Source organism: Mycobacterium sp. (assembly GCF_965277065.1).
In the GTDB taxonomy this organism is placed as follows: domain Bacteria; phylum Actinomycetota; class Actinomycetes; order Mycobacteriales; family Mycobacteriaceae; genus Mycobacterium.
In genome coordinates, this window is sequence record NZ_CBDIBT010000019.1 from 1,355,643 (window position 1) to 1,380,033 (window position 24,391).

Below are 24,391 nucleotides of genomic sequence, written 5' to 3' on the forward strand. Positions count from 1 at the left end.
GGATTTCATGGCTGAGGTCGAACGGCACTCCTACGACGTGGTCGTCATCGGTGCCGGCGGCGCGGGTTTGCGCGCGGTCATCGAGGCGCGGGAACGCGGCCTGAAAGTTGCGGTGGTGTCCAAGTCGCTGTTCGGCAAGGCCCACACGGTGATGGCCGAGGGCGGCTGCGCCGCAGCGATGGGCAACACCAACCCGAAAGACAACTGGAAGACCCACTTCGGCGACACCATGCGCGGTGGAAAGTTCCTGAACAACTGGCGAATGGCCGAGCTGCACGCCAAGGAAGCACCCGACCGGGTGTGGGAGCTGGAGACTTACGGCGCGCTGTTCGACCGCCTCAAGGACGGCAAGATCAGCCAGCGCAACTTTGGCGGGCACACCTACCCGCGGCTGGCACACGTCGGCGACCGCACCGGCCTGGAGCTGATCCGCACGATGCAGCAGAAGATCGTCTCGCTGCAACAGGAAGACCACGCCGAGCTCGGCGATTACGAAGCCCGGATCCGGGTGTTCGCCGAGACCACGATCACCGAGTTATTGAAAGACGGTGACGCGATCTCCGGAGCCTTCGGCTACGTGCGCGAAACCGGCAAGTTCATCTTGTTCGAGGCGCCTGCGATCGTGTTGGCCACCGGCGGTATCGGCAAGTCGTTCAAGGTGACCTCGAACTCCTGGGAGTACACCGGCGACGGCCACGCGCTGGCGCTGCGGGCCGGCGCCACCCTGATCAACATGGAGTTCGTTCAGTTCCACCCGACCGGCATGGTCTGGCCGCCCAGCGTGAAGGGCATCCTGGTCACCGAAGGTGTGCGCGGCGACGGCGGAGTGCTGAAAAACTCCGATGACACCCGGTTCATGTTCGGCTACATCCCGGCGGTGTTCAAAGGCCAGTACGCCGAGAGCGAGCAAGAAGCCGACGACTGGCTCAAGGACAACGACTCCGCTCGACGCACACCCGACCTGTTGCCCCGTGATGAAGTCGCCCGCGCGATCAACTCCGAAGTCAAGGCCGGCCGCGGCACCCCGCACGGCGGCGTCTACCTCGACATCGCCTCGCGGCTGACGCCCGAGCAAATCAAGAAGCGGCTCCCGTCGATGTACCACCAGTTCAAGGAGCTGGCCGGCGTCGACATCACCAAGGAGCCGATGGAAGTCGGACCCACCTGCCATTACGTCATGGGCGGCATCGAGGTGGACGCTGACACCGGCGCCGCCTCCGTTCCCGGGCTGTTCGCCGCGGGTGAGTGCTCCGGTGGCATGCACGGCTCGAACCGCCTGGGCGGTAACTCGCTGAGCGACCTGCTGGTGTTCGGACGTCGGGCGGGCCTGGGTGCTGCCGACTACGTGCGGGCGCTGAGCGGCCGACCGAAGGTTGACGACGACGCCGTCGAGACCGCCGCCAAGCGGGCACTGGCACCGTTTGAGACCCCGACGAACGGCACCGCCGCAGAGAACCCGTACACGCTGCAGCTGGAGTTACAGCAGTCGATGAACGACCTGGTGGGCATCATCCGCAAGTCCGAAGAAATCACCGAAGCGCTGTCCCGGCTCGACCAGCTTCGCGAGCGCTTCAAGCGCATTCACGTCGAGGGCGACCGCCGGTACAACCCCGGCTGGAACCTGGCGCTCGACCTGCGCAACCTGCTGCTGGTCAGCGAATGCGTCGCCAAAGCGGCGCTGGAGCGCACCGAAAGCCGTGGCGGCCACACCCGCGACGACCACCCGGGCATGGACTCCAACTGGCGCAAGGTGCTGCTGGTCTGCAGCGCCTCCGGCGACGACCCGATCGTGCCCGACGTCGCGGTCACCCACAAAGACCAGACCCCGATGCGGCCCGATCTGCTCGACGCGTTCGAGATCTCGGAGTTGGAGAAGTACTACACCGACGAAGAGCTGGCCGATCACCCAGGACGGAGAGGCTGATGACTTACGACGCAACTTTGCAGGTATGGCGTGGCGACGAGGCCGGCGGCGCCTTGGAGGACTACACCGTCGAGGTCAACGAGGGCGAGGTGGTGCTCGACATCATCCACCGCCTGCAGCAGACCCAGACGCCGGACTTGGCCGTCCGATGGAACTGCAAGGCCGGCAAGTGCGGGTCGTGCTCGGCGGAGGTCAACGGCAAGCCGCGGCTGATGTGCATGACGCGGATGTCGACGTTCGCCGAGGACGAAGTGGTGACCGTGACGCCGATCCGGACGTTCCCGGTGATCCGCGACCTGGTGACCGACGTGTCCTTCAACTACCAAAAGGCCCGGGAAATACCGTCATTCGCGCCGCCGAAGGATCTGCAGCCCGGCGAGTACCGAATGCAGCAACAGGATGTCGAGCGTTCCCAGGAGTTCCGCAAGTGCATCGAGTGCTTCCTGTGTAACAACGTCTGCCACGTGATCCGCGACCACGAGGAGAACAAGGAAAGCTTCGCCGGCCCGCGCTACCTGATGCGGATCGCGGAGTTGGAGATGCATCCGCTGGACACCCGCGACCGGCGCGACGACGCGCAAGAGGAGCACGGGCTCGGCTACTGCAACATCACCAAGTGCTGCACCGAGGTCTGCCCCGAGGGCATCAAGATCACCGACAACGCTCTGATTCCGATGAAGGAACGCGTCGCCGACCGCAAGTATGACCCGGTCGTGTGGCTGGGCGACAAGCTGTTCCGTCGCTAGAGCGCGACGGATCCGGGCAGGCTAGACCCCGAGGCGCCGAAAGACGCTGCGGTGGAACACGATCGGCGCAATATCCGGGTCGACTCGGACGTCGCTGACCTGTAGCACCACGATCGTGTGATCTCCGGCAGGGATGAGTTGCTCGATCGCGGTCTCCATCCAGAGGCTGGTGCCGTGGATGAAGACCGCACCACTGCTGTAGGACACCGTCTCCAGGTCGGCGAAACGATCGCCGGTCTTGGCCGCCAGCGTCCGGGCGGCGCCGTCGTGCGACTCCCCCAGCACGCTGATCCCCAGCGCGCGGACGTCTTTGAGTTTCGGCCATGTGGTCGAGGTGTTCTGCACACAGAACGACACCAGCGGCGGATCCAACGACACCGGCACGAATGTGCTGGCCGCGAGTCCCTCTCTGACGCCGTCGACTTCGGCGGCGATGGCAATGATGCCGGACGGGAAATGGCCAAAGGCCTCGCGCAGGGAGGTGGGCGTCAGCTTGTCAGGTGTATTCACCGGGCTTCACTCGCGTAGACGGGATTTCGTAGGAAACGACCCTACCCGTCGGGCGTTACAACCTCCGTGCTGCCCGTGACGTAGCCATGCGCGGCTGCGACGTCCGGATGCGCCCGTAGCCTGCTCTTCCAGGCATTGCGGCCATACACCGAGAAGATCGGGTCGGACGGGTCCACGCGTCGCTCGGCCCGCTGCGCCAGGCCAGCGGGCAGCCGCAGCCTCGGGATCTGCGCGTCCAGTCGCGGGTTGAAGAAGTAGGGCACCGAGATGCGGTCCGCCGACTGACGCAGGTTCACCCGGTGCTCGGTCGCTCGTAGGTAGCCGCTGGTGGCCAGCTCCAGCAGCTCGCCGATATTGACGATGAACGCGCCGTCTCGCGCGGGCACGTCCACCCAACTGCCGTCGCGTCCGCGCACCTGTAGTCCAGCACTGCCGGGCTCGGCGAGCAGCAGCGTCAGCACTCCGGAGTCCCGGTGCGCGCCGACGCCTTGTGAGCTGGCCGCGGTCGCCGGGTAGTGCACGACTTTGATCAGGGTCGCCGGCGTCGCCTCGAATGCGGCGTCGAAGACCTCCGCCGGACTGCCCAGCGCCACCGCCCAGTGCCGCAGCAAGCCGCGGGAGACCGCTGAAAGCGCCGCGTCCCACTCGGCGATGACGCCCGGCAGCTCCGGCAGTCCGGCGGGCCACTGATTGGGTCCCTGCAGCCATAGATGGTCGGGGCGGTCCGGCCCGCCGATCGGGTCGCGCTCCGGGCCGATGTCGATCTGCTCACGCCAGTCCACCTCGCCGCGGGTCAATTCGCCGCCCAGCCGGGTGTAGCCGCGGAAGTGCGGACTGCGGATCATCGCGACGGCGTCTTTGTCGGCTTGCGGCAACGCGAAGAATCGCCGGGCCGTTGCCAGCACCTGGCGGGTGAGCGATTCGGGGACCTGGTGACCGGTCAGGTAGAAGAACCCGACCGCGTGGGCGACCTCGCGCAAGCGGGGTCTCAGTTGGCCGACGGGGTGGCGGAGGTCTACTTCCGGCACTGCGGTGACGAGTGACACAGCTGACACCTATTCATCATTACCGCAGCTAGACGCCCACGCCACCATCGTGATCAGCACGAGGCCAACTAGTTGGTTGATTAGGTAGTGAAATTTAGCTCACAGTCGGTTGCGCACGGATTTCCGTTGGGTATAGTTAGCCAGTGTTACTGGTGGGTAACTTAGCCCAAGTACCCAACCACAAGTGGCGTTCTCATCGAGGAGGAACCAGTGAGCCACTATAAGAGCAATGTCCGCGACCAGGTGTTCAACCTGTTTGAAGTGTTCGGCATTGACAAAACCTTCGGCGAAGGCGAATACGCCGACTTGGACGTCGACACCGCTCGCGAGATGCTATCGGAGATGAGCCGGCTGGCCGAAGGTCCTGTCGCCGAGTCTTTCGTCGACGCAGACCGCAACCCCCCGGTATTCGACCCCGAGACGCACTCCGTGGCACTGCCCGAGTCGTTCAAGAAGTCGGTCCGCGCGGTCACCGAAGCCGGCTGGGACAAGGTCGGCATCGACGAGGAGCTCGGCGGGACGCCGGTTCCCAAGGCAATGGTCTGGTCGCTGCACGAGCACCTGCTGGGGGCCAACCCCGCGGTGTGGATGTACGGCGGCGGCGCCGGTTTCGCCAGCATCTTCTACCACCTGGCCACCGAAGAGCAGAAGAAGTGGGCGATCATCGCCGCTGAGCGCGGTTGGGGTTCGACCATGGTGCTCACCGAGCCGGACGCCGGCTCGGACGTCGGCGCCGGCCGGACCAAGGCCGTTCCGCAGGACGACGGTTCCTGGCACATCGACGGCGTGAAGCGATTCATCACGTCCGCCGACTCCGGTGATCTCTTCGAGAACATCTTCCACTTGGTGCTGGCCCGCCCCGAGGGCGCCGGTCCAGGCACCAAGGGTCTGTCGCTGTTCTTCGTGCCGAAGTTCTTGTTCGACTTCGAGACCGGCGAGCCCGGCGAGCGCAACGGCGTCTTCGTCACCAACGTCGAGCACAAGATGGGCCTGAAGGCCTCCGCAACCTGTGAGCTGACCTTCGGTCAGCACGACGTACCGGCCAAGGGCTGGCTCGTCGGCGAAGTGCACAACGGCATCGCGCAGATGTTCGAGGTCATCGAGCAGGCTCGAATGATGGTGGGCACCAAGGCTATTGCCACGCTGTCCACCGGCTACCTGAACGCCCTTGCCTACGCCAAGGACCGGGTGCAAGGCGCCGACCTGACGCAGATGACCGACAAGACGGCACCGCGCGTGACTATCACGCACCACCCGGACGTCCGTCGCAGCCTGCTGACCCAGAAGGCCTACGCCGAAGGTTTGCGCGCGCTGTACGTGTACACCGCGACCTACCAGGACGCGCCGGTCGCCAAGGCCGTCCACGATGTGGATGCCGACCTGGCGGTCAAGGTCAACGACCTGCTGCTCCCGATCGTCAAGGGTGTCGGCTCCGAGCAGGCCTACGCCAAGCTCACCGAGAGCCTGCAAACCTTCGGTGGGTCCGGCTTCCTGCAGGACTACCCGATCGAGCAGTACATCCGCGACGCCAAGATCGACTCGCTCTACGAGGGCACCACGGCCATCCAGGCGCAGGACTTCTTCTTCCGGAAGATCGTCCGCGACAAGGGTGTGGCGCTGGCCCACGTGTCCGGGCAGATCGAGGAGTTCATCAAGAACGAGTCCGGCAACGGTCGCCTGAAGGCCGAGCGGGCCCTGCTGTCCACCGCCCTGGCCGATGTTCAGGCGATGGCGGCGACGCTGACCGGCTATCTGATGGCCGCGCAGGACGAGATCTCCAGCATTTACAAGGTCGGCACGGGCTCGGTGCGCTTCTTGATGAGCGTCGGCGACCTGGTGCTCGGCTGGCTGTTGCAGCGTCAATCTGCGGTGGCCCTGGAGGCCCTCGACGCCGGCGATGTCAGCGAGGCCGACCGTGCCTTCTACGAGGGCAAGATCGCCGTGGCATCGTTCTTTGCGAAGAACTTCCTGCCGCTGCTGACCAGCACCCGCGCGGTGCTGGAGACGATCGACAACGAGATCATGGAGCTCGACGAAGCCTCGTTCTGATCCGCTAGCCAGCTGGACAGCGAAATCCCCCGTTCTGGGACGGGGGATTTAGCTGTGCGGGATTCGATTATGACGGAGGGCCGCCGCGGGATCCCCTCTTTCCGGCGGCGACCCCCGCGTTCGGGGGAAGCCCCGCGCTGCCATCGGGTCGCCCGCGATCAGGCCTCCAAGATGGCGGCGACGCCCTGGCCGCCCGCTGCGCAGATCGATATCAGTCCACGCAGCGGCTTGTCGGAGTCCTTCTGCTTGGTCTTGGCTTCGTGGAGCTGCTTGGCCAGTTGCGCGAGGATCCGCCCACCGGTGGCGGCGAACGGGTGCCCGGCTGCCAGCGACGACCCGTTGACGTTCAGCTTGGACCGGTCGATAGAACCCAGCGCGGCGTCCAGACCCAGACGCTCCTTGCAGTACTCCTCGGACTCCCAGGCCTGCAGATGCGCGAGGACAACCGAAGCGAACGCCTCGTGGATCTCGTAGAAGTCGAAATCCTGCAGGGTGAGGCCGTTGCGTGCCAGCAGGCGCGGCACCGCGTACGTCGGCGCCATCAGCAGACCGTCGGCGCCGTTGACGTAGTCGACCGCTGCCGTCTCGGCGTCGACGAAGTAAGCCAGCGGGGTCAGCGAGTGCTCGGCGGCCCACTCCTCGCCTGCCAGCAGCGCCACCGACGCGCCGTCGGTTAGCGGTGTCGAGTTACCCGCGGTCATCGTGGCATCGCCCGCCTTCACGCCGAACACCGGCTTGAGCTTGGCCAGCTTCTCCGCCGACGAGTCGGCCCGTAAATTGTCATCGCGGTACAGGCCCAGGAACGGGGTGACCAGATCGTCGAAGAACCCGCGGTCATAGGCCGCCGCCATGTTGCGGTGGCTGGCTGCGGCGAGCTGATCCTGGTCGACCCGCTTGATGCCCATCTCCTTGGAAGTGATCGCCTGATGCTCGCCCATCGACAGGCCGGTGCGGGGCTCGCTGTTCACCGGGATCTCGACGCCGAGGCTGGCGGGCAGCTTGCCAACCAGTTTCAGCCGGTCGACGTTGGACTTGGCGCGGCGCAGCCCGAGCAGGGTGTGGCGCAGGTTGTTGCCGAGCGCGATCGGCGCATCGGAGGTGGTGTCAACCCCGCCGGCGGCGGCGGCCTCGTAACGGCCGGCCGCGATGCCGTCGGCGGCGGCGACGGCCGCCTGCAGACCCGTCCCACACGCCTGCTGCAGATCGAAGGCCGGGGTGTACGACGACAGGGCTGAGCCGAGCACGCATTCGCGCATCAGGTTGAAGTCGCGGCTGTGCTTGAGCACGGCGCCACCGATCACCGCGCCCAGTCGTTCACCGGACAGATTGAACCGGTCGACCAGACCGCTCAGGGCGGCGGTGAACATGTCCTGGTTGGACGCCTGCGCGTAGGCGCGGTCGGAGCGTGCAAACGGGATCCGGTTGCCACCGAGCACCACCACGCGTCGTTTGGCGGCGGTCGACTGGGAACTTGCAGAGGAGCTTTCAGCTGGTGTGCTGTGAGTAGGCAACGCTTATCTCCGTCAATAGTTGGTTATCCGGTGTCGGGAGCCATCCTACCCACCGTTCTTACTCTGGAGTAAGTTAGCTCTCGACTACGGTACTGATACCCGACAGCATGGAAGGCAACTCAGTGGCACCCGATTTATTCTCTCAAGTCGTCAACTCCGGGCCCGGGGCGTTTCTCGCCAAGCAACTTGGCGTACCGCAGCCCGAGACGCTGCGGCGTTATCGGGCAGGTGAGCCGCCGCTGGCCGGATCGTTGTTGATCGGCGGCGAAGGCAGAGTGGTCGAGCCGCTGCGCGCGGCGCTGAGCGGCGACTACGACGTGGTGGGCGCCAACCTCGGCGGCCGCTGGGCGGACTCCTTCGGTGGGCTGGTGTTCGACGCCACCGGCATCACCAATCCGACCAGGCTGACGACGCTCCATGAGTTCTTCACGCCGCTGCTGCGCAACATCGGCCACTCCGGTCGGGTGGTCGTCATCGGCACCACCCCCGAGGACGCCGAGAGCAGCGACGAGCGGATCGCACAGCGCGCGCTGGAAGGCTTCACCCGCTCGCTGGGCAAGGAGTTGCAGCGCGGCTCGACGGTCTCGCTCGTCTACCTGTCCCCCGATGCCAAGCCCGCCGCCACCGGTCTCGAGTCGACCGCGCGGTTCCTGCTGTCGGCCAAGTCGGCCTACGTGGACGGCCAGGTGTTCTACGTTGGCGCCGCCGACTCCACCCCGCTTGCCGACTGGGACAAGCCGCTGGCCGGAAAGGTCGGCATCGTGACCGGTGCCGCGCGCGGTATCGGCGCGACGATCGCCGAAGTGTTCGCCCGCGACGGGGCCCGCGTCGTGGCGATCGACGTGGACTCGGCCGCGGACGCGCTGGCCGAGACGGCCACCCGGATCGGCGGCACGGCGCTGGCGCTCGACGTCACCGCCCCCGACGCCGTCGAGCGGATCACCGAACATCTGCGCGGGCACTACGACGGCCACGCCGACATCCTGGTCAACAACGCCGGCATCACCCGCGACAAGCTGCTCGCGAACATGGACGACGCACGGTGGAACTCGGTGCTGGCCGTCAACTTGCTTGCGCCGCAACGTCTCACCGAGGGATTGGTCGACAACGGCGCGATCGGCGAGGGTGGCCGGGTGATCGGCCTGTCCTCGATGGCCGGCATCGCGGGTAACCGCGGGCAGACCAACTACGCCACCACCAAGGCGGGCATGATCGGGCTCACCCAGGCGCTGGCGCCGCAACTGGCCGAAAAGGGCGTCACGATCAACGCCATCGCTCCCGGGTTCATCGAGACCCAGATGACGGCGGCGATCCCGCTGGCCACCCGCGAGGTCGGGCGCCGGCTCAACTCGCTGTACCAGGGCGGCCAGCCGGTCGACGTCGCCGAGGCGATCGCCTATTTCGCCAGCCCGGCCTCGAACGCGGTGACGGGCAACGTCATCCGGGTTTGCGGCCAGGCCATGCTGGGGGCGTGATGACGCAGCCAAGCGGACTGAAGAACATGCTGCGCGCGGCGGCCGGAGCACTGCCGTTCGTGCCGCGCGACAGCCAGCTGCCGGATCGGACGGTGACCGTCGACGAGCTTGCGATCGATCGCGCGAACGTGGCCGAGTACGCGGAGGTCACCGGTCTGCGTTACGGCGACGCGGTCCCGCTGACGTATCCGTTCGCGTTGGCCTTCCCGACGGTGATGTCGCTGGTGAGCGGGTTCGACTTCCCCTTTGCCGCAATGGGATCCGTGCACGTGGAGAACGAGATCACCCAGTACCGGCCGATCCGGGTCACCGACACGGTCAACATCGCGGTGCACGCGGAAAATCTCCGCGAACACCGCAAGGGACTGCTGGTCGACCTGGTCACCGACGTCAGCGTCGGCAATGAGGTGGCCTGGCACCAGGTCACGACGTTCCTGCATCAGCAGCGCACCAGCCTGTCCGACGAGCCCAAGCCGCCGCAGAAGAAGCAGCCGAAGTTGCCTGCACCCAAGGCGATTCTGCGGATCAGCCCGGGACAGATTCGCCGGTACGCCGCGGTGGGCGGTGACCACAATCCGATCCACACCAGCTCGGTCGGGGCCAAGCTGTTCGGCTTCCCCACCGCGATCGCCCACGGAATGTTCAGCGCGGCAGCGGTACTGGCGAACCTGGAAGCCAGCCTTCCCGACGCGGTGACCTATTCGGTGCGATTCGGCAAGCCGGTGTTGCTGCCGGCCACCGTCGGGTTGTACGTCGATCATGTGCAGGACGGTTGGGACCTCAGCCTGCGCAACATTGCCAAGGGCTATCCGCACCTGACCGGTTCGCTGCGGGCGCTTTAGCGGCTGCGCTTGACCAGCAGTCGCAGGCCGTAGGTGCTCAAGGCGGCCGTCAGGAACACCAGCAGCAGCCACAGCGGCGGCCTGGCCAGTTCCCAGACAAAGATCGCCGCCCACAGCGGCGCACTTTGAGTGATGGCGAGCACGCCGGCAGAGCCGGCCAGCGCGATGGCCGGAACGTGAAATTGCGTTCCGGCAACGGCGTTGATCGACAGCACGAACAGCGTCCCGGCTGCCGCGCCGGTCGCCAGCGCCGGGGTGAACAGTCCGCCTCGCGCACCGGCGCGCAGAAACACCGCCGTCACAACGAGTTTGAGAACCACGATGATGGCCGCATTGTTCAGGGTCATGCCTCCGGCGAGAATCGAGTTGAGAATCGATCGGCCGTTGCCAGGCAGTTCGGGCCACCAGTGTGAGCACACACCGACCAGCAGCCCGGCACCGGCGATCGACGGGATCAACAGCCATGACCCGTGCAGCACACGCTGACCCGCCCACCCCATGAGTCGGTTGAACACCAGTCCGACCACCAGCGCCAAGGGCGCCAGCGCCGCCGCGTAGGCGATCAACAGGTAGGACACGTTCGGGTTGGGCCAGTGCAGGTTCGGCTGATCGTGGGTGACGATCGACGACACCGAGACGGCCAGGCTCGAGGTGATCAGGGCGGCGCCCACCGCGCGGGGATGCCAGCTCTTCAACATGATTCGCAGGGTGAACAGTGCGCCGCCGAGGGGCACCGCGTACACCGCCCCGAGTCCGGCCCCGGCGGCACACGCCAGCAGGATCTCGCGGTCGCGTTCGGAGAGCCGCTTGATCCATCCGGTGACGAGATTGGCCAGCGCGACCGCGAATTGGCGCGGCGCCACCTCACGACCCAAGGATGCGCCGGAGCCCACCACCAACACCTGCAGCGCCGCGTCGAAGGTGAAGGGCAGCAATCGGATACGTTCATGGTGTGTGACGGCCGCCGCCAGCGGCGCCACCTCGGTGCGCGACCGAAGGATCCACCACCCCAGGCCGGCCAGCCCGCCGCCGATCATCGGGCCGACGGCCCGACGGATGGGGCTGCTTGCGGTGACGCCCTCGAGCAGCGTTCCGAAACTGTAGTGATAGGTGAGATGCTCGACCAACCGCAACAACGACGTCGTCGCCAACCCGGCGCAGCCGGCCAGTAACCCGACAATCATTACCGCACAGAAGAACTCAGCGTTGCGGCTGCGCATCACCACTAGTCGGATTCGGCGACGGACTCGGCGGCGTCTTTGTCGGTCGGCTTGCCCTTCAGGCCGCGCCAGAACAGGTTGATCATCACGTCGGCCGCCCCGTCGACGTCGGTGTCGCCGGTGCTGAGCCGGGTCGCGATCGCTTCACCGGCGCCGACCAGAGCTGCCGCGATCATCTCGAAGTCGGTGTCGGGTTCGGGATTCCGGGTACCCGCCTGCAGGACTCGGACCACCAAGGCACTGATTCGCTCACGCCCTTCGCGCACGGTGTGGGCAAACGCCTGCGAGTTGGTGGCTTGTGCGTACATCACGATCCACGACGCCCGGTTGGCGTCGATGTAGCGCATGAACGCGACAATCGTGTTGTGCAGCAATTCTCTCGGACTCTGATCGAGGTTGATCTCCTCGCGCACACCATCGATGAATCGGGCGAGTTCACGATCCAGGCACGCGCCGAACAGTTCCTCTTTGGAGCCGTAGTACAGGTAGAGCATCGGCTTGGAGATCTCAGCCTTGGCGGCGATCGCGTCCATCGAGGTGTCGTGATAGCCGTTGATGGAGAACATTTCCACCGCGGCGTCCAACATCTGCTGTTCTCGGACAGCACGCGGTAGCCGTTTGGTTCCACCGGCCATGCTGTCCCCTCCTAGCGGACCACTCTTCAGTTCTTCAGGGTAAGCAATTCGACGTCGCCCCGCCGAATTTAGGGTCCGCAGTCGGACTTGGGGCCTTTGAATTTGGCGATCCGCTGCACCGATGAGTCGACCGCGGGAACCGTCAACTCGGCTGCGGCGACGGCCTTCTCCAGCCGGTCCAGTACCGCGGGCACCTCGTCGGTGGTCACCCACAGCGCAACGTCGACGCCGGCCTGCAACGTCTTGAGCACCGCGTCGGGAACGCTGTAGCGGTCCTTGATGGCGGCCATGCTGGACAGGTCGTCGCTGAACACCGGGCCGTCGAAGGCGGGGGCTTGGTAGCCAGTTCCGGTGCGCAGCAACTGCACGGCGGCCCGGTTGACACTGGCCGGTTCGTCGCCGGTGAGCTCGGGGACCTGCAGGTGGCCGACCATGACGCCGATCGGGGCGGCGGTCACCAGCGTCCGGTACGGAATCAGGTCGTCAGTCTGCAGCGCCGACAGCGGTGGTGTGACCACCCCGCCGGTGTGTGAGTCGCCGGAGCCGTGCCCATGGCCGGGGAAATGCTTGATCACCGGCAGCACGCTGGCGTCGCGCAGCCCCCGGGCATAGGCGGCGGCGTACTCGGTGACCTTCGCCGGGTCCGAGCTGAACGACCGGTCGCCGATCACCGTGTCGTCGGGGGCATTGGTCACGTCGACGTCCGGCGCGAAGTCGACGGTGATGCCGAGGCCGCGCATCCGGTGACCCCGGTCGAGGGCCATCGCGTAGACCTCGTCGGGGGTGTGCTTCTGGGCCAGTTCACGAGCCGACGGCGCCGGCCCGATCAGCTTGGACAGTCGGGCCACCCGGCCGCCCTCCTCGTCGACGCTGACCGCCAGGGGCAGCGCGGTGCTGACGCTCAAATCCTTGACCAGGTTGGGTCCCAGCATCGACAGGTCGGTCCAGCTACCGATGAAGATGCCGCCGACGTGGTAAGTCGCGACCACGGTTTTGGCGTCGTCGCCATTGCGCACGCCGACCATCAACAGCTGGGCCAGCTTGTCTCGCAGCGGTATGGCGGCCGGGTCTCCGCACGCGGGTCGGGCCGGTGGAACCGGCTTGGCCGGCGAGGAGGTCGCCGGGGCGGACGCGGGCTTCGAGGAGTGGCTGCAGCCCGTCATCAGTGCTGTGACGGCGGCGACTACGGCCAGGATACGTGGCAAACCCATCAGGCCATGCTGTCATGGGCCCGATCCGGCCATACCACCAGCGACCTCAGCGGCCGCGACCTCGTCTTCTGCGCCCTCTGCTAGTTTGCAGCTATGAATCGCTTTGTTGCGCCCGCCGCCGCCAGTGTCGTGGTCGGTCTGTTGCTGGGTGCCGCGGCGATCTTCGGGATCACGTTGATGGTGCAGCAGGACACCAAGCCACCGCTGCCCGGAGGCGACCCGCAGTCGTCGGTGCTCAACCGGGTCGAGTACGGCAACCGCAGCTAGCCGCCCGACGACGATGCGGGCCGAACCAGGGCCCGTCGAGGTCACGCAGGCGTCCCGACGCTGGCTGTGGTTGGTCACCGCGATCGCGCTGACGCTGAGCTTCGCCTCCGCACCCGGCCGGATCTCCCCCGACACCAAGCTCGACCTGACCGCCAACCCGCTGCGTTTCCTGTCCCGCGCGACCAACCTGTGGAACAGCGAGCTGCCGTTCGGGCAGGCGCAGAACCAGGCCTACGGCTACCTCTTCCCGCACGGCACGTTCTTCCTGGCGGGTCATCTGCTCGGGCTGCCGGGCTGGGTCACCCAACGGCTCTGGTGGGCGCTGCTGTTGACCGTCGGCTTCTGGGGACTGCTCCGGGTCGCCGAGGCGCTGGGCATCGGCAGCCCGACGTCGCGGGTGATCGCGGCTGCCGCGTTCGCGCTGTCGCCGCGGGTGCTGACCACGTTGGGCTCGATCTCGTCGGAGACCCTGCCGATCATGCTGGCGCCGTGGGTGTTGCTGCCGACCATCCTGGCGCTGCGCGGCAGCGACAGATCGGTGCGCCGACTCGCCGGCCAGGCCGGGGTGGCTGTCGCGCTGATGGGTGCCGTCAACGCGATCGCGACGCTGGCCGGGTGCCTGCCCGCGGTGATCTGGTGGGCCTGCCACCGGCCCAACCGGCGGTGGTGGCGCTACACGGTGTGGTCGCTGCTGGCGATCGTGCTGGCCACGACGTGGTGGGTGGTGGCGCTGATCCTGATGGCCCGGATCAGCCCGCCGTTCCTGGATTTCATCGAATCGTCCGGGGTGACGACGCAGTGGTCATCGGTGGTCGAGGTGCTGCGCGGTACCGACAGCTGGACACCGTTCGTGGCGCCCAACGCCACCGCGGGCGCGCCACTGGTCACCGGGTCGGTCGCGATCGTGGCGACCTGCCTGGTGGCGGCGGCCGGGCTGGCCGGTCTCGCCATGAGCGCCATGCCCGCCCGTGGTCGATTGGTGACGATGCTGCTGCTCGGGGTGGCGTTGCTGGGTGCCGGCTACGGCGGTGGGCTGGGTTCGCCACTGGCGCAACAGGTTCAGGCCTTCCTCGACGCCGGTGCCGCGCCGCTGCGCAACGTGCACAAGTTGGAGTCGCTGATCCGCATTCCCGTGGTGTTGGGTCTGGCCCAGCTGCTGGGCCAGATCCCGTTGCCGGGTAGTGCGCCGAAAGCGTTGTGGCTCAATGCGTTCGCCCATCCGGAGCGCGACAAGCGGGTCGCTGTGGGGGTCGTGGCGTTGACGGCGCTGATGGCCGCGACGTCGCTGGCCTGGACCGGACGGATCGCCGCGCCCGGCACGTTCACGGCGATACCGCGGTACTGGCACGACACCGCGGACTGGCTTTCCGCGCACAACACCGGGGTGCCAACCCCGGGACGTGTGCTGGTGGTTCCCGGCGCGCCGTTCGCCACCCAGCTGTGGGGCACCAGCCACGACGAACCGCTGCAGGTGCTCGGCGACAGCCCGTGGGGTGTGCGTGACTCCATCCCGCTGACTCCGCCGCAGACCATCCGCGCGCTGGACTCGGTTCAGCGTCTGTTCGCCGCCGGGACGCCGTCGGCGGGACTCGCGGATACGCTTGCCGGCCAGGGCATTTCCTATCTGGTGGTGCGCAATGATCTGGATCCGGATGCGTCTCGGTCGGCCCGTCCGATCCTGGTGCATCGGGCGATCACGGGCTCGCCCCGACTGCAGAAGGTCGCCCAGTTCGGCGGGCCGGTGGGGTCGGAGCCGATGGCGGGGTTCGTGTCCGACAGCGGGTTGCGCCCGCGGTATCCCGCGGTCGAGATCTACCGGGTCGATACGGCGACCGGCGGCGCTCCCTATCTCGCCGATATCGACCGGATGCCGCGCATCGACGGTGGCCCGGAGGCGCTGATGCGCCTCGATGAGCGCCGACGGCTGACCGGGCAACCCGCCCTGGGTCCGGCGCTGCTGACTGCGGATGCGGTGGCCGCCGGCCTGCCGGTCCCGGTTGCGGTGGTGACCGATACGCCGCTGGCACGCGAGACCGACTACGGCCGGGTCGACGACCATTCGTCGGCGATCCGGGCGGACGGCGACACCCGGCGCACCTTCAACCGGGTGCCCGACTATCCGACTCCGGGCGCCGACACCGTCTACGGTGCGTGGACCGGCGGCCGGCTCACGGCATCCAGTTCGTCGTCGGACTCCACGGCACTGCCGGACGTCGCCACCGCCGCCTCGCCCGCCGCCGCGATCGACGCGGACTCGGCCACCGCCTGGGTGTCCAACGCGTTGCAGTCGGCCGTCGGCCAGTGGCTGCAGGTCGACTTCGACCACCCGGTGACCAACGCCGTCATCACCATCACCCCCAGCCCGACGACCGTCGGGGCTCAGGTCCGCCGAGTCGAGATCGAAACCGCAACCGGTACAACAACTCTACGGTTCGACGAGACCGGCAAACCGGTCACCGGTGCGCTCCCGTTCGGCGAAACCCCGTGGGTGCGGATCACCGCGATCGGCACCGACGACGGATCGCCGGGGGTGCAGTTCGCCCTCACCGACCTGTCGATCACCCAATACGACGCCAAGGGCTACGCGCATCCGATCAACGTGCGCCACACCGCCCTGATCCCGGCCGCACCGCCCAATGCTGTTGTCGCACAATGGGACCTGGGAACCGAACCGCTGGGCAGGCCGGGCTGCGCGACCGGACTGACGAACATGCAGTGCGCGCCCTCGATGGCGCTGGCGCCGGAGTCGCCGGCCTCCTTCAGTCGCACCTTGACTGTGCCGGCGCGGATGTCGGTGGTGCCGACGATCTGGGTGCGGGCTCGTGCGGGACCCCAGCTGGCTGAGCTGGTGGCCGAGCCGGACACCACCCAGGCCCACGGCGACTCCGATTCGGTCGACGTGCTCGGCGCTGCCTACGCGGCCACCGACGGCGACCCGACCACCGCATGGACGGCACCGCAGCGGGTGGTGCAGCACAAGACGCCCCCGACGCTCACCCTCACCCTGCCGCAGCCCACCGAGGTGACCGGCCTGCGTCTCACCCCCTCCTCGTCGGCGGTTCCGGCGCACCCGACGATGGTGGCCGTCGACCTCGGCGACGGCCCACAGGTTCGAACGATGAAAGCCTCTGGGGCACAGATTCTTTCACTGAATCCGCGGGTCACCAACGCAATCACGGTCAGCCTGCTGGACTGGAAAGATGTCATCGACCGCACCGCACTGGGTTTCGACCAGCTCAAACCACCGGGGCTGGCCGAGATAACGGCGCTGGACGCCGCCGGCACGCCGATCGCGGCCGCCGACGCGGCCCGCAACCGGGCCCGCGCCATCACCGTCGACTGCGAACACGGTCCGATCATCGCAATCGCCGGCCGATTCGTGCACACCGAAGTGCGCACGACGGCCGGTGCCCTGCTGAACGGTGCGCCGGTGAGCGCGCAGCCCTGTGACAGCGAGCCGATCATGCTTCCCGCCGGCCAGCAGGAGCTGGTGGTGAGTCCCGGCCCCCAATTCGTGGTCGACGGCGCGCAACTGGCCGGCCCGCTCGCGGCGCAGTCAACCACCCCCACACCCGTGTCCACCGGCGCCTGGGGCCCGGCCCGCCGCGAGGTCGCCATCCCGGAGGCGAACACGCCGCGGGTGTTGGTGGTGCCGGAAAGCATCAACGCCGGCTGGGTGGCGCGCACCGCCACTGGAGATCGGCTGAAGCCGTTGGCAGTCAACGGATGGCAGCAGGCATGGGTCATACCGGCCGGGACGTCAGGCACCGTCACGCTCAGCTTCGCACCCAACTCGTTGTACCGGGTCGGCCTGGCCGGCGGGCTGGCGCTGTTACCGCTGCTGGCCTTGCTGGCGTGGTGGCCACAGCGGCGCCGGGCGGACGGCCCCGCGGCTTACCCGTGGACACCCGGGCTCTGGGCCGCCGCCCCGGTGTTGGCGGCCGGCGCGGTCATCGCCGGAGTAGCGGGCATCGCGATCTTCGTTGCCGCACTGGGCCTGCGGTGGATACTGCGGACGCGCCCACAACAACGCGACAGTGCCACGCTGTGGCTGACCGCTAGTGGACTGATCCTGGCCGGCGCGACACTGTCCCGCCACCCCTGGCGCTCGGTCGACGGGTACGCCGGCCATTCCGCCGGAGTGCAACTGCTGGCACTGGTTTCTCTGGCCGCAGTGGCCGCCTCAACCGTGAGGCGTGCCGCTGAGCGTTAACGCGCGGCTGTGCATGGAGTTTCCCATCCGTGGGTGATGCGTCGATCGGTGACTTGCGGCGCCGCTGCGCTGCTGTTACGGGATAGGCAACGCATTCGCTTCTGAGGTGGTGAGACGTGGCGGCTGGAGAAACGGCACTCACTGTGGCCGACATCGACCGGTGGAACGCCGAGGCGGTGCGCGAGGTGTTCCATGCCGCCGTCGCGCGCGGGCAGGCGACGTTTGAGGTTGCGCGCCAACTGGATTCGTTGTCAGTGTTCGACACGTGGCAGGGCGCCACCGCGCAAGCCCGCCGGCACGCGAGCGCGTCGATTCGCGTGGACCTCGATTCCCACGGCAACGAATCACTCGCGGTGGCGAGGGCGGCCCAGAAGGCGGCTGACGACATCGCCCATCTGCAGTCGGCGCTCAACACGTTGCGCCGTGACGCAGCCGAGTTGGAGATGCTGATCGACCTTGCCACCAACACGGTGAAACCGATGTCGAACTTCAGCGGGCCGCCGATGGCAGCATTGATCGCCGAACTGCAGTTGCAGCATCGGTTGGATGCGATTGTGGCAGAGGCTGATTCAGCTGATCGAGAGCTGGCGGTCGCGATCGACATGGCCGACGGAGATCGGCCGGTTCCGTCGGGGCCGCACGACAACCGACCGCGCATCCAGGAGGCGCTGTCCGGGCCGCTGCCTGACGATCCCAAACAATTCAACGCATTGTGGAATCAGCTCAGCCACGAGGAAAAGGACTGGCTGTACAGCCGGGACCACAGCGTCGGGAATCACCCGGGGATGCCGTGGGATCCCCCGGACCACTTGGGCAAGGACCACTACAACCGGCTGCATCTGGCCGACCTGCAGCTGCAGTCCCAGTCGGACGTCGACCGGATACAGCGCAACATCGAAGCGCTGACGAGCGAGCCACACGTCGACGACGGTGCCCTCTATGCGTTGCAGTCGCAGTTGACCGGCGCCACAAGTCGCCTCGCGGGTTACGCGGCAGCGCGGGCGACCCTGGACTCCACCGACGGCCCACGCCGGTATCTCGGGCTGCTGGACGAGTCGGGCCGCGGCGCGGTGTCGATCGGCAATCCGGACACCGCCGCCCGGAACGCGGTCTTCGTACCCGGCACCGGTCAGGGGCTGGCCCGGCTGTCGTTCAGCGACGAGAAGTCGCTGGCGATGTACGACGCCACCCGGGCCGCCGACCCCGGCCTGGCGCCGGGCGACGTCGCCGTGACGACATGGATGGGCTACGACCGTCCAATGGACCTGAGCCACGCGGCTTTTCCGCAGCCTGCGTACAGCGGCGCGGACCGGCTGGACACGTTCGAAAACGGGCAGCGGGCCTCCCATGTCGGCGCGGCGTCCGTTGACACCGTGATCGGACACAGCTACGGCTCGACCGTGGTTGGAGCGGCCGCCTCCCGCGGGCATCACCTCGACGCCGACAGCGTCATCGCGGTGGGCAGCCCCGGCATGCTGGTCGACCGAGCCGACCGACTGGACCTGCACACCCGCGGCAACGTCTTCGTGATGCGCGCCGAGCACGACGCGATCAGCATGGGCGGCGTCGTCACCGGATGGACCCTGGGCGTCGACCCGATCGCGCCGGGCTTCGGCGCGCATCGGCTTGCCGCCGACCCGGGCCCGGCAGGACCTCTCGGGCTCCCGAGCATCGGCGCGCACAGCAGCTATTGGCTGGACAGCAACACGGCGCTGAAGAACTTCGCTGCCGTCATCGCCGGATTGGCGCCGGCGTTGAAGTGACGCTCCCGGGCAAGCGCGACGAAATACTCCAGCTGCCGGATCAGCACGGACCGCTACAGCGTTTCGTCGAGCTCCCCGAGGCGGTCGGTCAAGCGCAGGTTTTCGGAATAGTCGACCGGGCAGCAGATCAGCGACACCCCGTCGTCGGCCAACGCGGCCTGCAGCGTGGGCAGCAACTCGTCCGCGCTGCTGATTTGATAACCCTTGGCGCCGAAGCTTTCCGCGTATTTCACGATGTCGGGGTTGCCGAACTTGACGTAGTGATGCTCGCCGAGTTCGAGATCCATCTTCCACTCGATCAGGCCGTAACCGCCGTCTTCCCAGATCAGCACCACTAGCGGGATCTTCTCGCGGACCGCAGTCTCGATCTCTTGTGAGTTCATCAGGAAGGCCCCGTCGCCCGCCACGGCCAGCACCTTCGCATCTGGTTTGGCCAGTTTGACCCCGAGCGCTCCAGGAAGCGCAAAGCTCATGGTGGACAAGCCATTTGATACGAGGCAGGTGTTGGGCTCATACGTCGGATAAAGCCGGGCCATCCACATCTTGGTCGCGCCGGTGTCGACCAGCACGACGTCGCTGCGGCCCAGCGCCGTACGGATATCGGCGACTATCCGCTGCGGAGCCAGCGGGTACCGCGAATCCTGTTGTCCGCGACCGAATTCTTCACCGAGTAGGCCGGAGCCGGGGATGTCGGGATCGGCGGTGAAGACGTGATCCTCGAGCCCCTCGGCCACCGCGTCCAGCGATTCGCTGATATCACCGATGATCCCGACGTCCACCGAGTAGTGCGCATCCACCTCGGCTGGGAACCTATGGATGTGGATGATCTTCTTGTCGGCCTTGGGGTTGATCCGGACCGGGTCGAACTCCTGCAGCTCGTAGCCCACCGCGATGATGACGTCGGCGTTGTCGAATCCGAAGTTCACGTAGTCATGCCGCATGAACCCGAGCGCCCCGATGCTGTTGGGGTGGTCGTCGGGCATGACGCCTTTGCCGTGGAAGGTGTTGGCAACCGGGATGCCGAACTTCTCGGAGAAGCGCACCAAGGCGTCGGTCGCACCGGAACGGGCGGCGCCGTGGCCGGCCAGCAGCACCGGCCGCACGGCCTTGCGCAGGATATCGACGGCCCGCGCCACCTGTCGGATCGCCGGCGCGTCGGCGCGAACGACGTTGCGCGGCAACGGCCCCAGGTCGTAGTCGGCTTCATCGGCATCGATGTGCTCGGGCACGGCGAGATAGACCGCAGCCGGGCGCTCGGTCTCCGCAAGCTTGAACGCCTTGCGGACCATTTCCGGGATGGCCTGTGCGGTCGGGATGCCGGCGGACCACCGGGTGATCGGCGCGAACATCGACACCAGGTCGACGTACTGGTGTGACTCCTTGTACTGCCGGTTCTGGCCTACCTGAGCAGAGATCGCGACCAGCGGGGTGCTGTTGGTGGTGGCATCGGCGACGCCGAGCTGCATGTTGATCGCACCCGGGCCCAGCGTGGCGGAGACCACCGCCGCCCGCCCGGTGACCCGCCCGTACATCTCGGCCATGAAGGACGCGGCCTGCTCGTGCCGGGTGAGCACATAGCGGATGCTGGAGGAGGCCAGCGCCTGCACGAAGCGGATGTTCTCCTCACCCGGCAGCCCGAAGACCACCTCGACGCCCTCGTTTTCCAGGCACTTGACTATCAACTCGGCCGCTTTACTCATCGGCACCTCCCTTCGAGGAACGTTAGTGGCAGGCTATGTGTTGAAACTTTCACCATCTATGCAGCGAAGGATGTCATCGTGCCCATCGCGACCATCAACCCGGCCACCGGCGAGACCGTCAAAACCTACGACGCCGCCACTGACAGCGATGTCGACGCCGCAATTACCCGCGCCCACGAGCGCTTCCTTGACTACCATCGCTCCACCACGTTTGCCCAGCGCGCGGAGTGGGCAAACGCCACCGCTGATCTTCTCGAGAAGGAAGCCGACGAGGTCGGCGCCATGATGACCCTCGAGATGGGCAAGACCCTGAAGTCGGCCAAGGCCGAAGCGATCAAGTGCGCCAAGGGTTTTCGCTACTACGCCGAGAACGCCGAGAAGCTGCTGGCCGACGAGCCGGCCGAGGCGTCCAAGGTCGGAGCCAAAAGGGCGTACACCCGCTGGCAGCCGCTCGGCGTGGTGCTGGCCGTCATGCCGTGGAACTTTCCGCTCTGGCAGGCCGTCCGGTTCGCCGCCCCAGCACTGATGGCCGGCAACGTGGGCCTGCTCAAGCACGCCTCCAACGTGCCGCAGTCGGCACTGTATCTGTCCGACGTGATCGCGCGCGGCGGATTTCCCGCGGACTGCTTCCAGACGCTGCTGGTGTCTTCCAGCGCCGTCGAGCGCATCCTGCGCGACCCGCGGGTCAAGGCGGCCACGCTGACCGGAAGTGAGCCGGCCGGCCAGTCCGTCGCCGCCATCTGCGGCGACGAGATCAAGCCCACCGTGATGGAACTCGGCGGCAGCGACCCCTTCATCGTGATGCCGTCCGTCGACCTCGACGAAGCCGTCAAGACCGCGGTCACCGCCCGGGTGCAGAACAACGGCCAGTCCTGCATCGCCGCAAAGCGTTTCATCGTGCACACCGACATCTACGACGCGTTCGTGGACAAATTCGTCGAGAAGATGGAGGCGCTCAAGGTCGGCGACCCGACCGACCCGGACACCGACGTGGGCCCGCTGGCCACCGAGTCCGGTCGCGACGAGATCGCCAAGCAGGTCGACGACGCCGTCGCCGCGGGCGCGAAGGTCCGCCTCGGCGGCAAGACACCTGAGCAGCCCGGCTGGTTCTACCCGCCGACCGTCGTCACCGACATCACCAAGGACATGGCGCTCTACACCGAAGAGGTGTTCGGCCCGGTCGCCTCGATGTACCGCGCCTCGGGCATCGACGAGGCGATCGACATCGCCAACGCCACCACCTTCGGGCTCGGATCCAACGCGTGGACCAACGACGAGGCCGAGCAGGAGCGCTTCATCGACGACATCGAAGCCGGCCAGGTCTTCATCAATGGGATGACCGTGTCCTACCCCGAACTCGGGTTCGGCGGCGTCAAGCGTTCCGGCTACGGACGTGAGCTCGCGAATCTCGGGATCCGCGCGTTCTGCAACGCCAAGACGGTCTGGGTGGGCTAGCAGCTGTCCCAGCGAGCAGACGCAGAATCACGCGAAATCGGACCGATTTAGGCGATTCTGTGTGTGCTCGGCGTCAGACCGCCGCCAGTGCCTTCTCGTCTTCGGCCGCGAAGGTGTCTTCCAGCTGCACCGGTGAGTAGTCGAGGTCGATCTCACCGAGCGGGCGGCCGCGGGCGCTGGAGATGGTCCCGAACCGGCGCATCCCCTTGTCGGCGGCGTACTGCATGAATTCGTCCGCCGACAGGTTGAACGGCATCGGATCGTAGAGGGCGAAGCCCTCTTCCGTGAGGCGCAGCGCCATCGGCATGAGCTCGTTCATGCGGGCCTCGAAAACGTCCCAGTTGGAGTCGTCGGCGGCGACGTGGCGCCGGCAGGTGAAGGTGCCCCAGGCCATGTGGCGCCGCTCGTCGTCGCCGATGCGCCGGACCAACTCCTGCATGCCGGGAAGGATCCCGCGTTCCACACAGATCTTGTGCCAGCCGAAGTAGCCGGTCAGCGCCAGCATGCCCTCGACGATGTGGTTATAGGTGACGGACGCGCGGACCTGCGCGGCCGGCGAAGCGTCGGTCTCGAGGGCGCCGAGGCTTTCGGGTAGTTCCTCGTAGAAGATCTTGCGGTAGGTGGGGACGTCATCGAGGTAGTGGTGCAGGTCTTCGGTGACGCCGACGGCGTCGAGCCACATCCGGAACACCTGGACGTGCTTGGCCTCTTCGAACGCGAACTGTGTCAAGTACATCTCGTCGCCGAGCCGTCCTTCTTCCCGCATCGCGGACATGAACGGCTGGATGTCCTGGGTCACCGATTCCTCGCCGGCGATGAACTCGGCACACAGTCGGGTGGCGTAGTTACGTTCATCCTCCGTCAAGCGCTCCCAGTCGGCCCGGTCGCGAGAGAAGTCGATGTCGGCAGGATTCCAGAACTTCGCGTTGCCCCCGGCGAACAGCTTCAAGGGCAGGCTGTTCCAGTTGAGTCCTCCCGCGGCGAGCGAACCTAGCTGTGTGCGTGTCATCAGACCTCCTCAGATCTTTTGCGGCTGAATTTTCTTGCTGTCTAGGGGAATCGGAGCAAAGGCTGCGGTCAACACGGCGACCAGTCGGCGCACCGCCAGCGCCGGCTGTTCAGGAGTGGGGTCGTCGAGACCCAGGATGGGATCCAGCCCGCGCATGTAGGGCGCCAATGCCAGGTGCGGAAAGATCAACAGCAGCAACGACATCAAGGCATCGGTGTCGGCATCGCTGCGAAAGTCGCCGCGCTGATGAGCGTCGCGCACCAATGGCCGCAGCACTTCCAAGTAGTGCCGATGGATGACGCTGCGCACGCTGATCCGCGCATCGGTGTCGACCTCCAGACTGGCGGCGGCGTGCAGCGAGCGTTCGTGCGGATGATCGGCGAAGTAGGCGATCCACACGTCGAGCCAGTCGGTCAGGAATTCGAAGAACGGCCGACTCGGATCGAGTTGACGGATCCGCTCTTCCATGTACGCGCGTACCCGCTGACTGACGACGTCGGTGATGAACGCATACAGGTCGCGTTTGTCGGCAAAGTATTGGAACAGGCTGCCTTTGGCCACGCCCGCTCGCCGGGCGATCACGTTGAGGCTGCCGCCGGAGAACCCGTGCGCGCCGAACTCCGCTTCCGCAGCGTCGATGACTGCGGCCCGTCGCGCGGCATCGACGCGAGCCCAGGTGACCGTCGGCATCAGCCCTCTTCCAGTGGATGACCACCGGTCACCTTACTGTGAGCCACGTCACTTCACAAGGGGCCGGGGGTAGCCAACTCGCGATTCGATCCGGTCTCCCCGATCCGGACCATCGGACGCCGTCG

The 24,391-nt window shown here is 66.8% G+C and carries 18 protein-coding genes; 9 read left to right on the forward strand and 9 right to left on the reverse strand.

Annotation, left to right across the window (positions count from 1 at the left end):
- The first annotated feature begins 7 nt into the window (after positions 1-7).
- Positions 8-1,924 (forward strand): fumarate reductase/succinate dehydrogenase flavoprotein subunit, encoded by a 1,917-nt coding sequence (locus ACQY5A_RS23845; RefSeq protein WP_428342725.1) that lies wholly within the window; start codon positions 8-10, stop codon positions 1,922-1,924.
- On the forward strand, positions 1,924-2,670 hold the full coding sequence (locus tag ACQY5A_RS23850; protein ID WP_428342726.1) for a succinate dehydrogenase/fumarate reductase iron-sulfur subunit: 747 nt from the start codon (positions 1,924-1,926) through the stop codon (positions 2,668-2,670). Before ACQY5A_RS23845 ends, ACQY5A_RS23850 begins: the two co-directional genes overlap by 1 nt.
- 21 nt (positions 2,671-2,691) lie before the next feature.
- Here the strand turns inward: ACQY5A_RS23850 and ACQY5A_RS23855 are convergent, their stop codons facing one another.
- Positions 2,692-3,180 (reverse strand): flavin reductase family protein, encoded by a 489-nt coding sequence (locus ACQY5A_RS23855; protein WP_428342727.1) that lies wholly within the window; start codon positions 3,178-3,180, stop codon positions 2,692-2,694.
- A 41-nt stretch (positions 3,181-3,221) separates the two neighbouring features.
- On the reverse strand, positions 3,222-4,226 hold the full coding sequence (locus tag ACQY5A_RS23860) for an isopenicillin N synthase family dioxygenase (RefSeq protein ID WP_428342728.1): 1,005 nt from the start codon (positions 4,224-4,226) through the stop codon (positions 3,222-3,224).
- A gap of 210 nt (positions 4,227-4,436) precedes the next feature.
- Here ACQY5A_RS23860 and ACQY5A_RS23865 point away from each other — a divergent pair, with 210 nt between their 5' ends.
- On the forward strand, positions 4,437-6,275 hold the full coding sequence (locus tag ACQY5A_RS23865; RefSeq protein ID WP_428342729.1) for an acyl-CoA dehydrogenase: 1,839 nt from the start codon (positions 4,437-4,439) through the stop codon (positions 6,273-6,275).
- A gap of 158 nt (positions 6,276-6,433) precedes the next feature.
- On the opposite strand, the gene ACQY5A_RS23870 is transcribed toward ACQY5A_RS23865, so the two are convergent.
- A complete protein-coding gene (locus ACQY5A_RS23870) occupies positions 6,434-7,786 on the reverse strand; it encodes an acetyl-CoA C-acetyltransferase (protein WP_428342730.1) in 1,353 nt (450 codons plus the stop codon).
- A gap of 107 nt (positions 7,787-7,893) precedes the next feature.
- On the opposite strand from ACQY5A_RS23870, the gene ACQY5A_RS23875 reads away from it, so the two are divergent.
- Both ACQY5A_RS23875 and ACQY5A_RS23880 read left to right on the forward strand, forming a co-directional pair.
- Positions 7,894-9,261 carry a 3-oxoacyl-ACP reductase gene (locus ACQY5A_RS23875; protein WP_428342731.1) on the forward strand — a complete coding sequence of 456 codons (1,368 nt, stop codon included), beginning with the start codon at positions 7,894-7,896 and terminating at the stop codon, positions 9,259-9,261.
- Positions 9,261-10,103: a MaoC/PaaZ C-terminal domain-containing protein gene (locus ACQY5A_RS23880; RefSeq protein ID WP_428343314.1), complete on the forward strand. Its 843-nt coding sequence runs from the start codon at positions 9,261-9,263 to the stop codon at positions 10,101-10,103. The genes ACQY5A_RS23875 and ACQY5A_RS23880 overlap by 1 nt, the downstream gene beginning before the upstream one ends.
- Here the strand turns inward: ACQY5A_RS23880 and ACQY5A_RS23885 are convergent.
- The 3 genes from ACQY5A_RS23885 to ACQY5A_RS23895 form a co-directional block, all read right to left on the reverse strand.
- Positions 10,100-11,323, reverse strand: coding sequence for a chloride channel protein (locus ACQY5A_RS23885; protein ID WP_428342732.1), 1,224 nt, complete (start codon positions 11,321-11,323; stop codon positions 10,100-10,102). The genes ACQY5A_RS23880 and ACQY5A_RS23885 overlap by 4 nt on opposite strands.
- Positions 11,324-11,328: 5 nt before the next feature.
- Positions 11,329-11,958: a TetR/AcrR family transcriptional regulator gene (locus ACQY5A_RS23890; protein WP_428342733.1), complete on the reverse strand. Its 630-nt coding sequence runs from the start codon at positions 11,956-11,958 to the stop codon at positions 11,329-11,331.
- A 68-nt stretch (positions 11,959-12,026) separates the two neighbouring features.
- Positions 12,027-13,169 carry a glycoside hydrolase family 3 N-terminal domain-containing protein gene (locus tag ACQY5A_RS23895; RefSeq protein ID WP_428342734.1) on the reverse strand — a complete coding sequence of 381 codons (1,143 nt, stop codon included), beginning with the start codon at positions 13,167-13,169 and terminating at the stop codon, positions 12,027-12,029.
- A gap of 93 nt (positions 13,170-13,262) precedes the next feature.
- Between ACQY5A_RS23895 and ACQY5A_RS23900 the strand changes: the two genes are divergently transcribed.
- The 3 genes from ACQY5A_RS23900 to ACQY5A_RS23910 all read left to right on the forward strand — a co-directional run bounded on the left by ACQY5A_RS23900 (position 13,263) and on the right by ACQY5A_RS23910 (position 19,412).
- Entirely contained in the window at positions 13,263-13,436 is a 174-nt protein-coding gene (locus ACQY5A_RS23900; protein WP_067342410.1) for a DUF2613 domain-containing protein, read from the forward strand.
- A 13-nt stretch (positions 13,437-13,449) separates the two neighbouring features.
- Complete coding sequence (locus ACQY5A_RS23905; RefSeq protein WP_428342735.1) at positions 13,450-17,649, forward strand: alpha-(1->3)-arabinofuranosyltransferase domain-containing protein; 4,200 nt, start codon at positions 13,450-13,452, stop codon at positions 17,647-17,649.
- Between the two features lie 116 nt (positions 17,650-17,765).
- On the forward strand, positions 17,766-19,412 hold the full coding sequence (locus ACQY5A_RS23910) for an alpha/beta hydrolase (protein ID WP_428342736.1): 1,647 nt from the start codon (positions 17,766-17,768) through the stop codon (positions 19,410-19,412).
- Between the two features lie 53 nt (positions 19,413-19,465).
- Here the strand turns inward: ACQY5A_RS23910 and ACQY5A_RS23915 are convergent, their stop codons facing one another.
- Positions 19,466-21,112: an acetolactate synthase large subunit gene (locus ACQY5A_RS23915; RefSeq protein ID WP_428342737.1), complete on the reverse strand. Its 1,647-nt coding sequence runs from the start codon at positions 21,110-21,112 to the stop codon at positions 19,466-19,468.
- A 78-nt stretch (positions 21,113-21,190) separates the two neighbouring features.
- On the opposite strand from ACQY5A_RS23915, the gene ACQY5A_RS23920 reads away from it, so the two are divergent.
- A complete protein-coding gene (locus ACQY5A_RS23920) occupies positions 21,191-22,567 on the forward strand; it encodes an NADP-dependent succinic semialdehyde dehydrogenase (RefSeq protein ID WP_428342738.1) in 1,377 nt (458 codons plus the stop codon).
- 73 nt (positions 22,568-22,640) lie between these two features.
- Here ACQY5A_RS23920 and ACQY5A_RS23925 read toward each other — a convergent pair whose 3' ends face one another.
- Positions 22,641-23,576 carry a R2-like ligand-binding oxidase gene (locus tag ACQY5A_RS23925; protein ID WP_428342739.1) on the reverse strand — a complete coding sequence of 312 codons (936 nt, stop codon included), beginning with the start codon at positions 23,574-23,576 and terminating at the stop codon, positions 22,641-22,643.
- Positions 23,577-23,585: 9 nt separating this feature from the next.
- Positions 23,586-24,266 carry a TetR/AcrR family transcriptional regulator gene (locus ACQY5A_RS23930; RefSeq protein WP_428342740.1) on the reverse strand — a complete coding sequence of 227 codons (681 nt, stop codon included), beginning with the start codon at positions 24,264-24,266 and terminating at the stop codon, positions 23,586-23,588.
- Positions 24,267-24,391: the final 125 nt, after the last annotated feature.

What these genes read in the sequence shown, in the direction of transcription:
- ACQY5A_RS23845 (WP_428342725.1), top strand. Translation starts at nt 8, where the DNA reads ATGGCTGAGGTCGAACGGCACTCCTACGACGTGGTCGTCATCGGTGCC.
- ACQY5A_RS23850 (WP_428342726.1), top strand. Translation starts at nt 1,924, where the DNA reads ATGACTTACGACGCAACTTTGCAGGTATGGCGTGGCGACGAGGCCGGC.
- ACQY5A_RS23875 (WP_428342731.1), top strand. Translation starts at nt 7,894, where the DNA reads ATGGAAGGCAACTCAGTGGCACCCGATTTATTCTCTCAAGTCGTCAAC.
- ACQY5A_RS23880 (WP_428343314.1), top strand. Translation starts at nt 9,261, where the DNA reads ATGACGCAGCCAAGCGGACTGAAGAACATGCTGCGCGCGGCGGCCGGA.
- ACQY5A_RS23885 (WP_428342732.1), bottom strand. Translation starts at nt 11,323, where the DNA reads ATGCGCAGCCGCAACGCTGAGTTCTTCTGTGCGGTAATGATTGTCGGG.
- ACQY5A_RS23890 (WP_428342733.1), bottom strand. Translation starts at nt 11,958, where the DNA reads ATGGCCGGTGGAACCAAACGGCTACCGCGTGCTGTCCGAGAACAGCAG.
- ACQY5A_RS23895 (WP_428342734.1), bottom strand. Translation starts at nt 13,169, where the DNA reads ATGGGTTTGCCACGTATCCTGGCCGTAGTCGCCGCCGTCACAGCACTG.
- ACQY5A_RS23900 (WP_067342410.1), top strand. Translation starts at nt 13,263, where the DNA reads ATGAATCGCTTTGTTGCGCCCGCCGCCGCCAGTGTCGTGGTCGGTCTG.
- ACQY5A_RS23905 (WP_428342735.1), top strand. Translation starts at nt 13,450, where the DNA reads ATGCGGGCCGAACCAGGGCCCGTCGAGGTCACGCAGGCGTCCCGACGC.
- ACQY5A_RS23915 (WP_428342737.1), bottom strand. Translation starts at nt 21,112, where the DNA reads ATGAGTAAAGCGGCCGAGTTGATAGTCAAGTGCCTGGAAAACGAGGGC.
- ACQY5A_RS23925 (WP_428342739.1), bottom strand. Translation starts at nt 23,576, where the DNA reads ATGACACGCACACAGCTAGGTTCGCTCGCCGCGGGAGGACTCAACTGG.
- ACQY5A_RS23930 (WP_428342740.1), bottom strand. Translation starts at nt 24,266, where the DNA reads ATGCCGACGGTCACCTGGGCTCGCGTCGATGCCGCGCGACGGGCCGCA.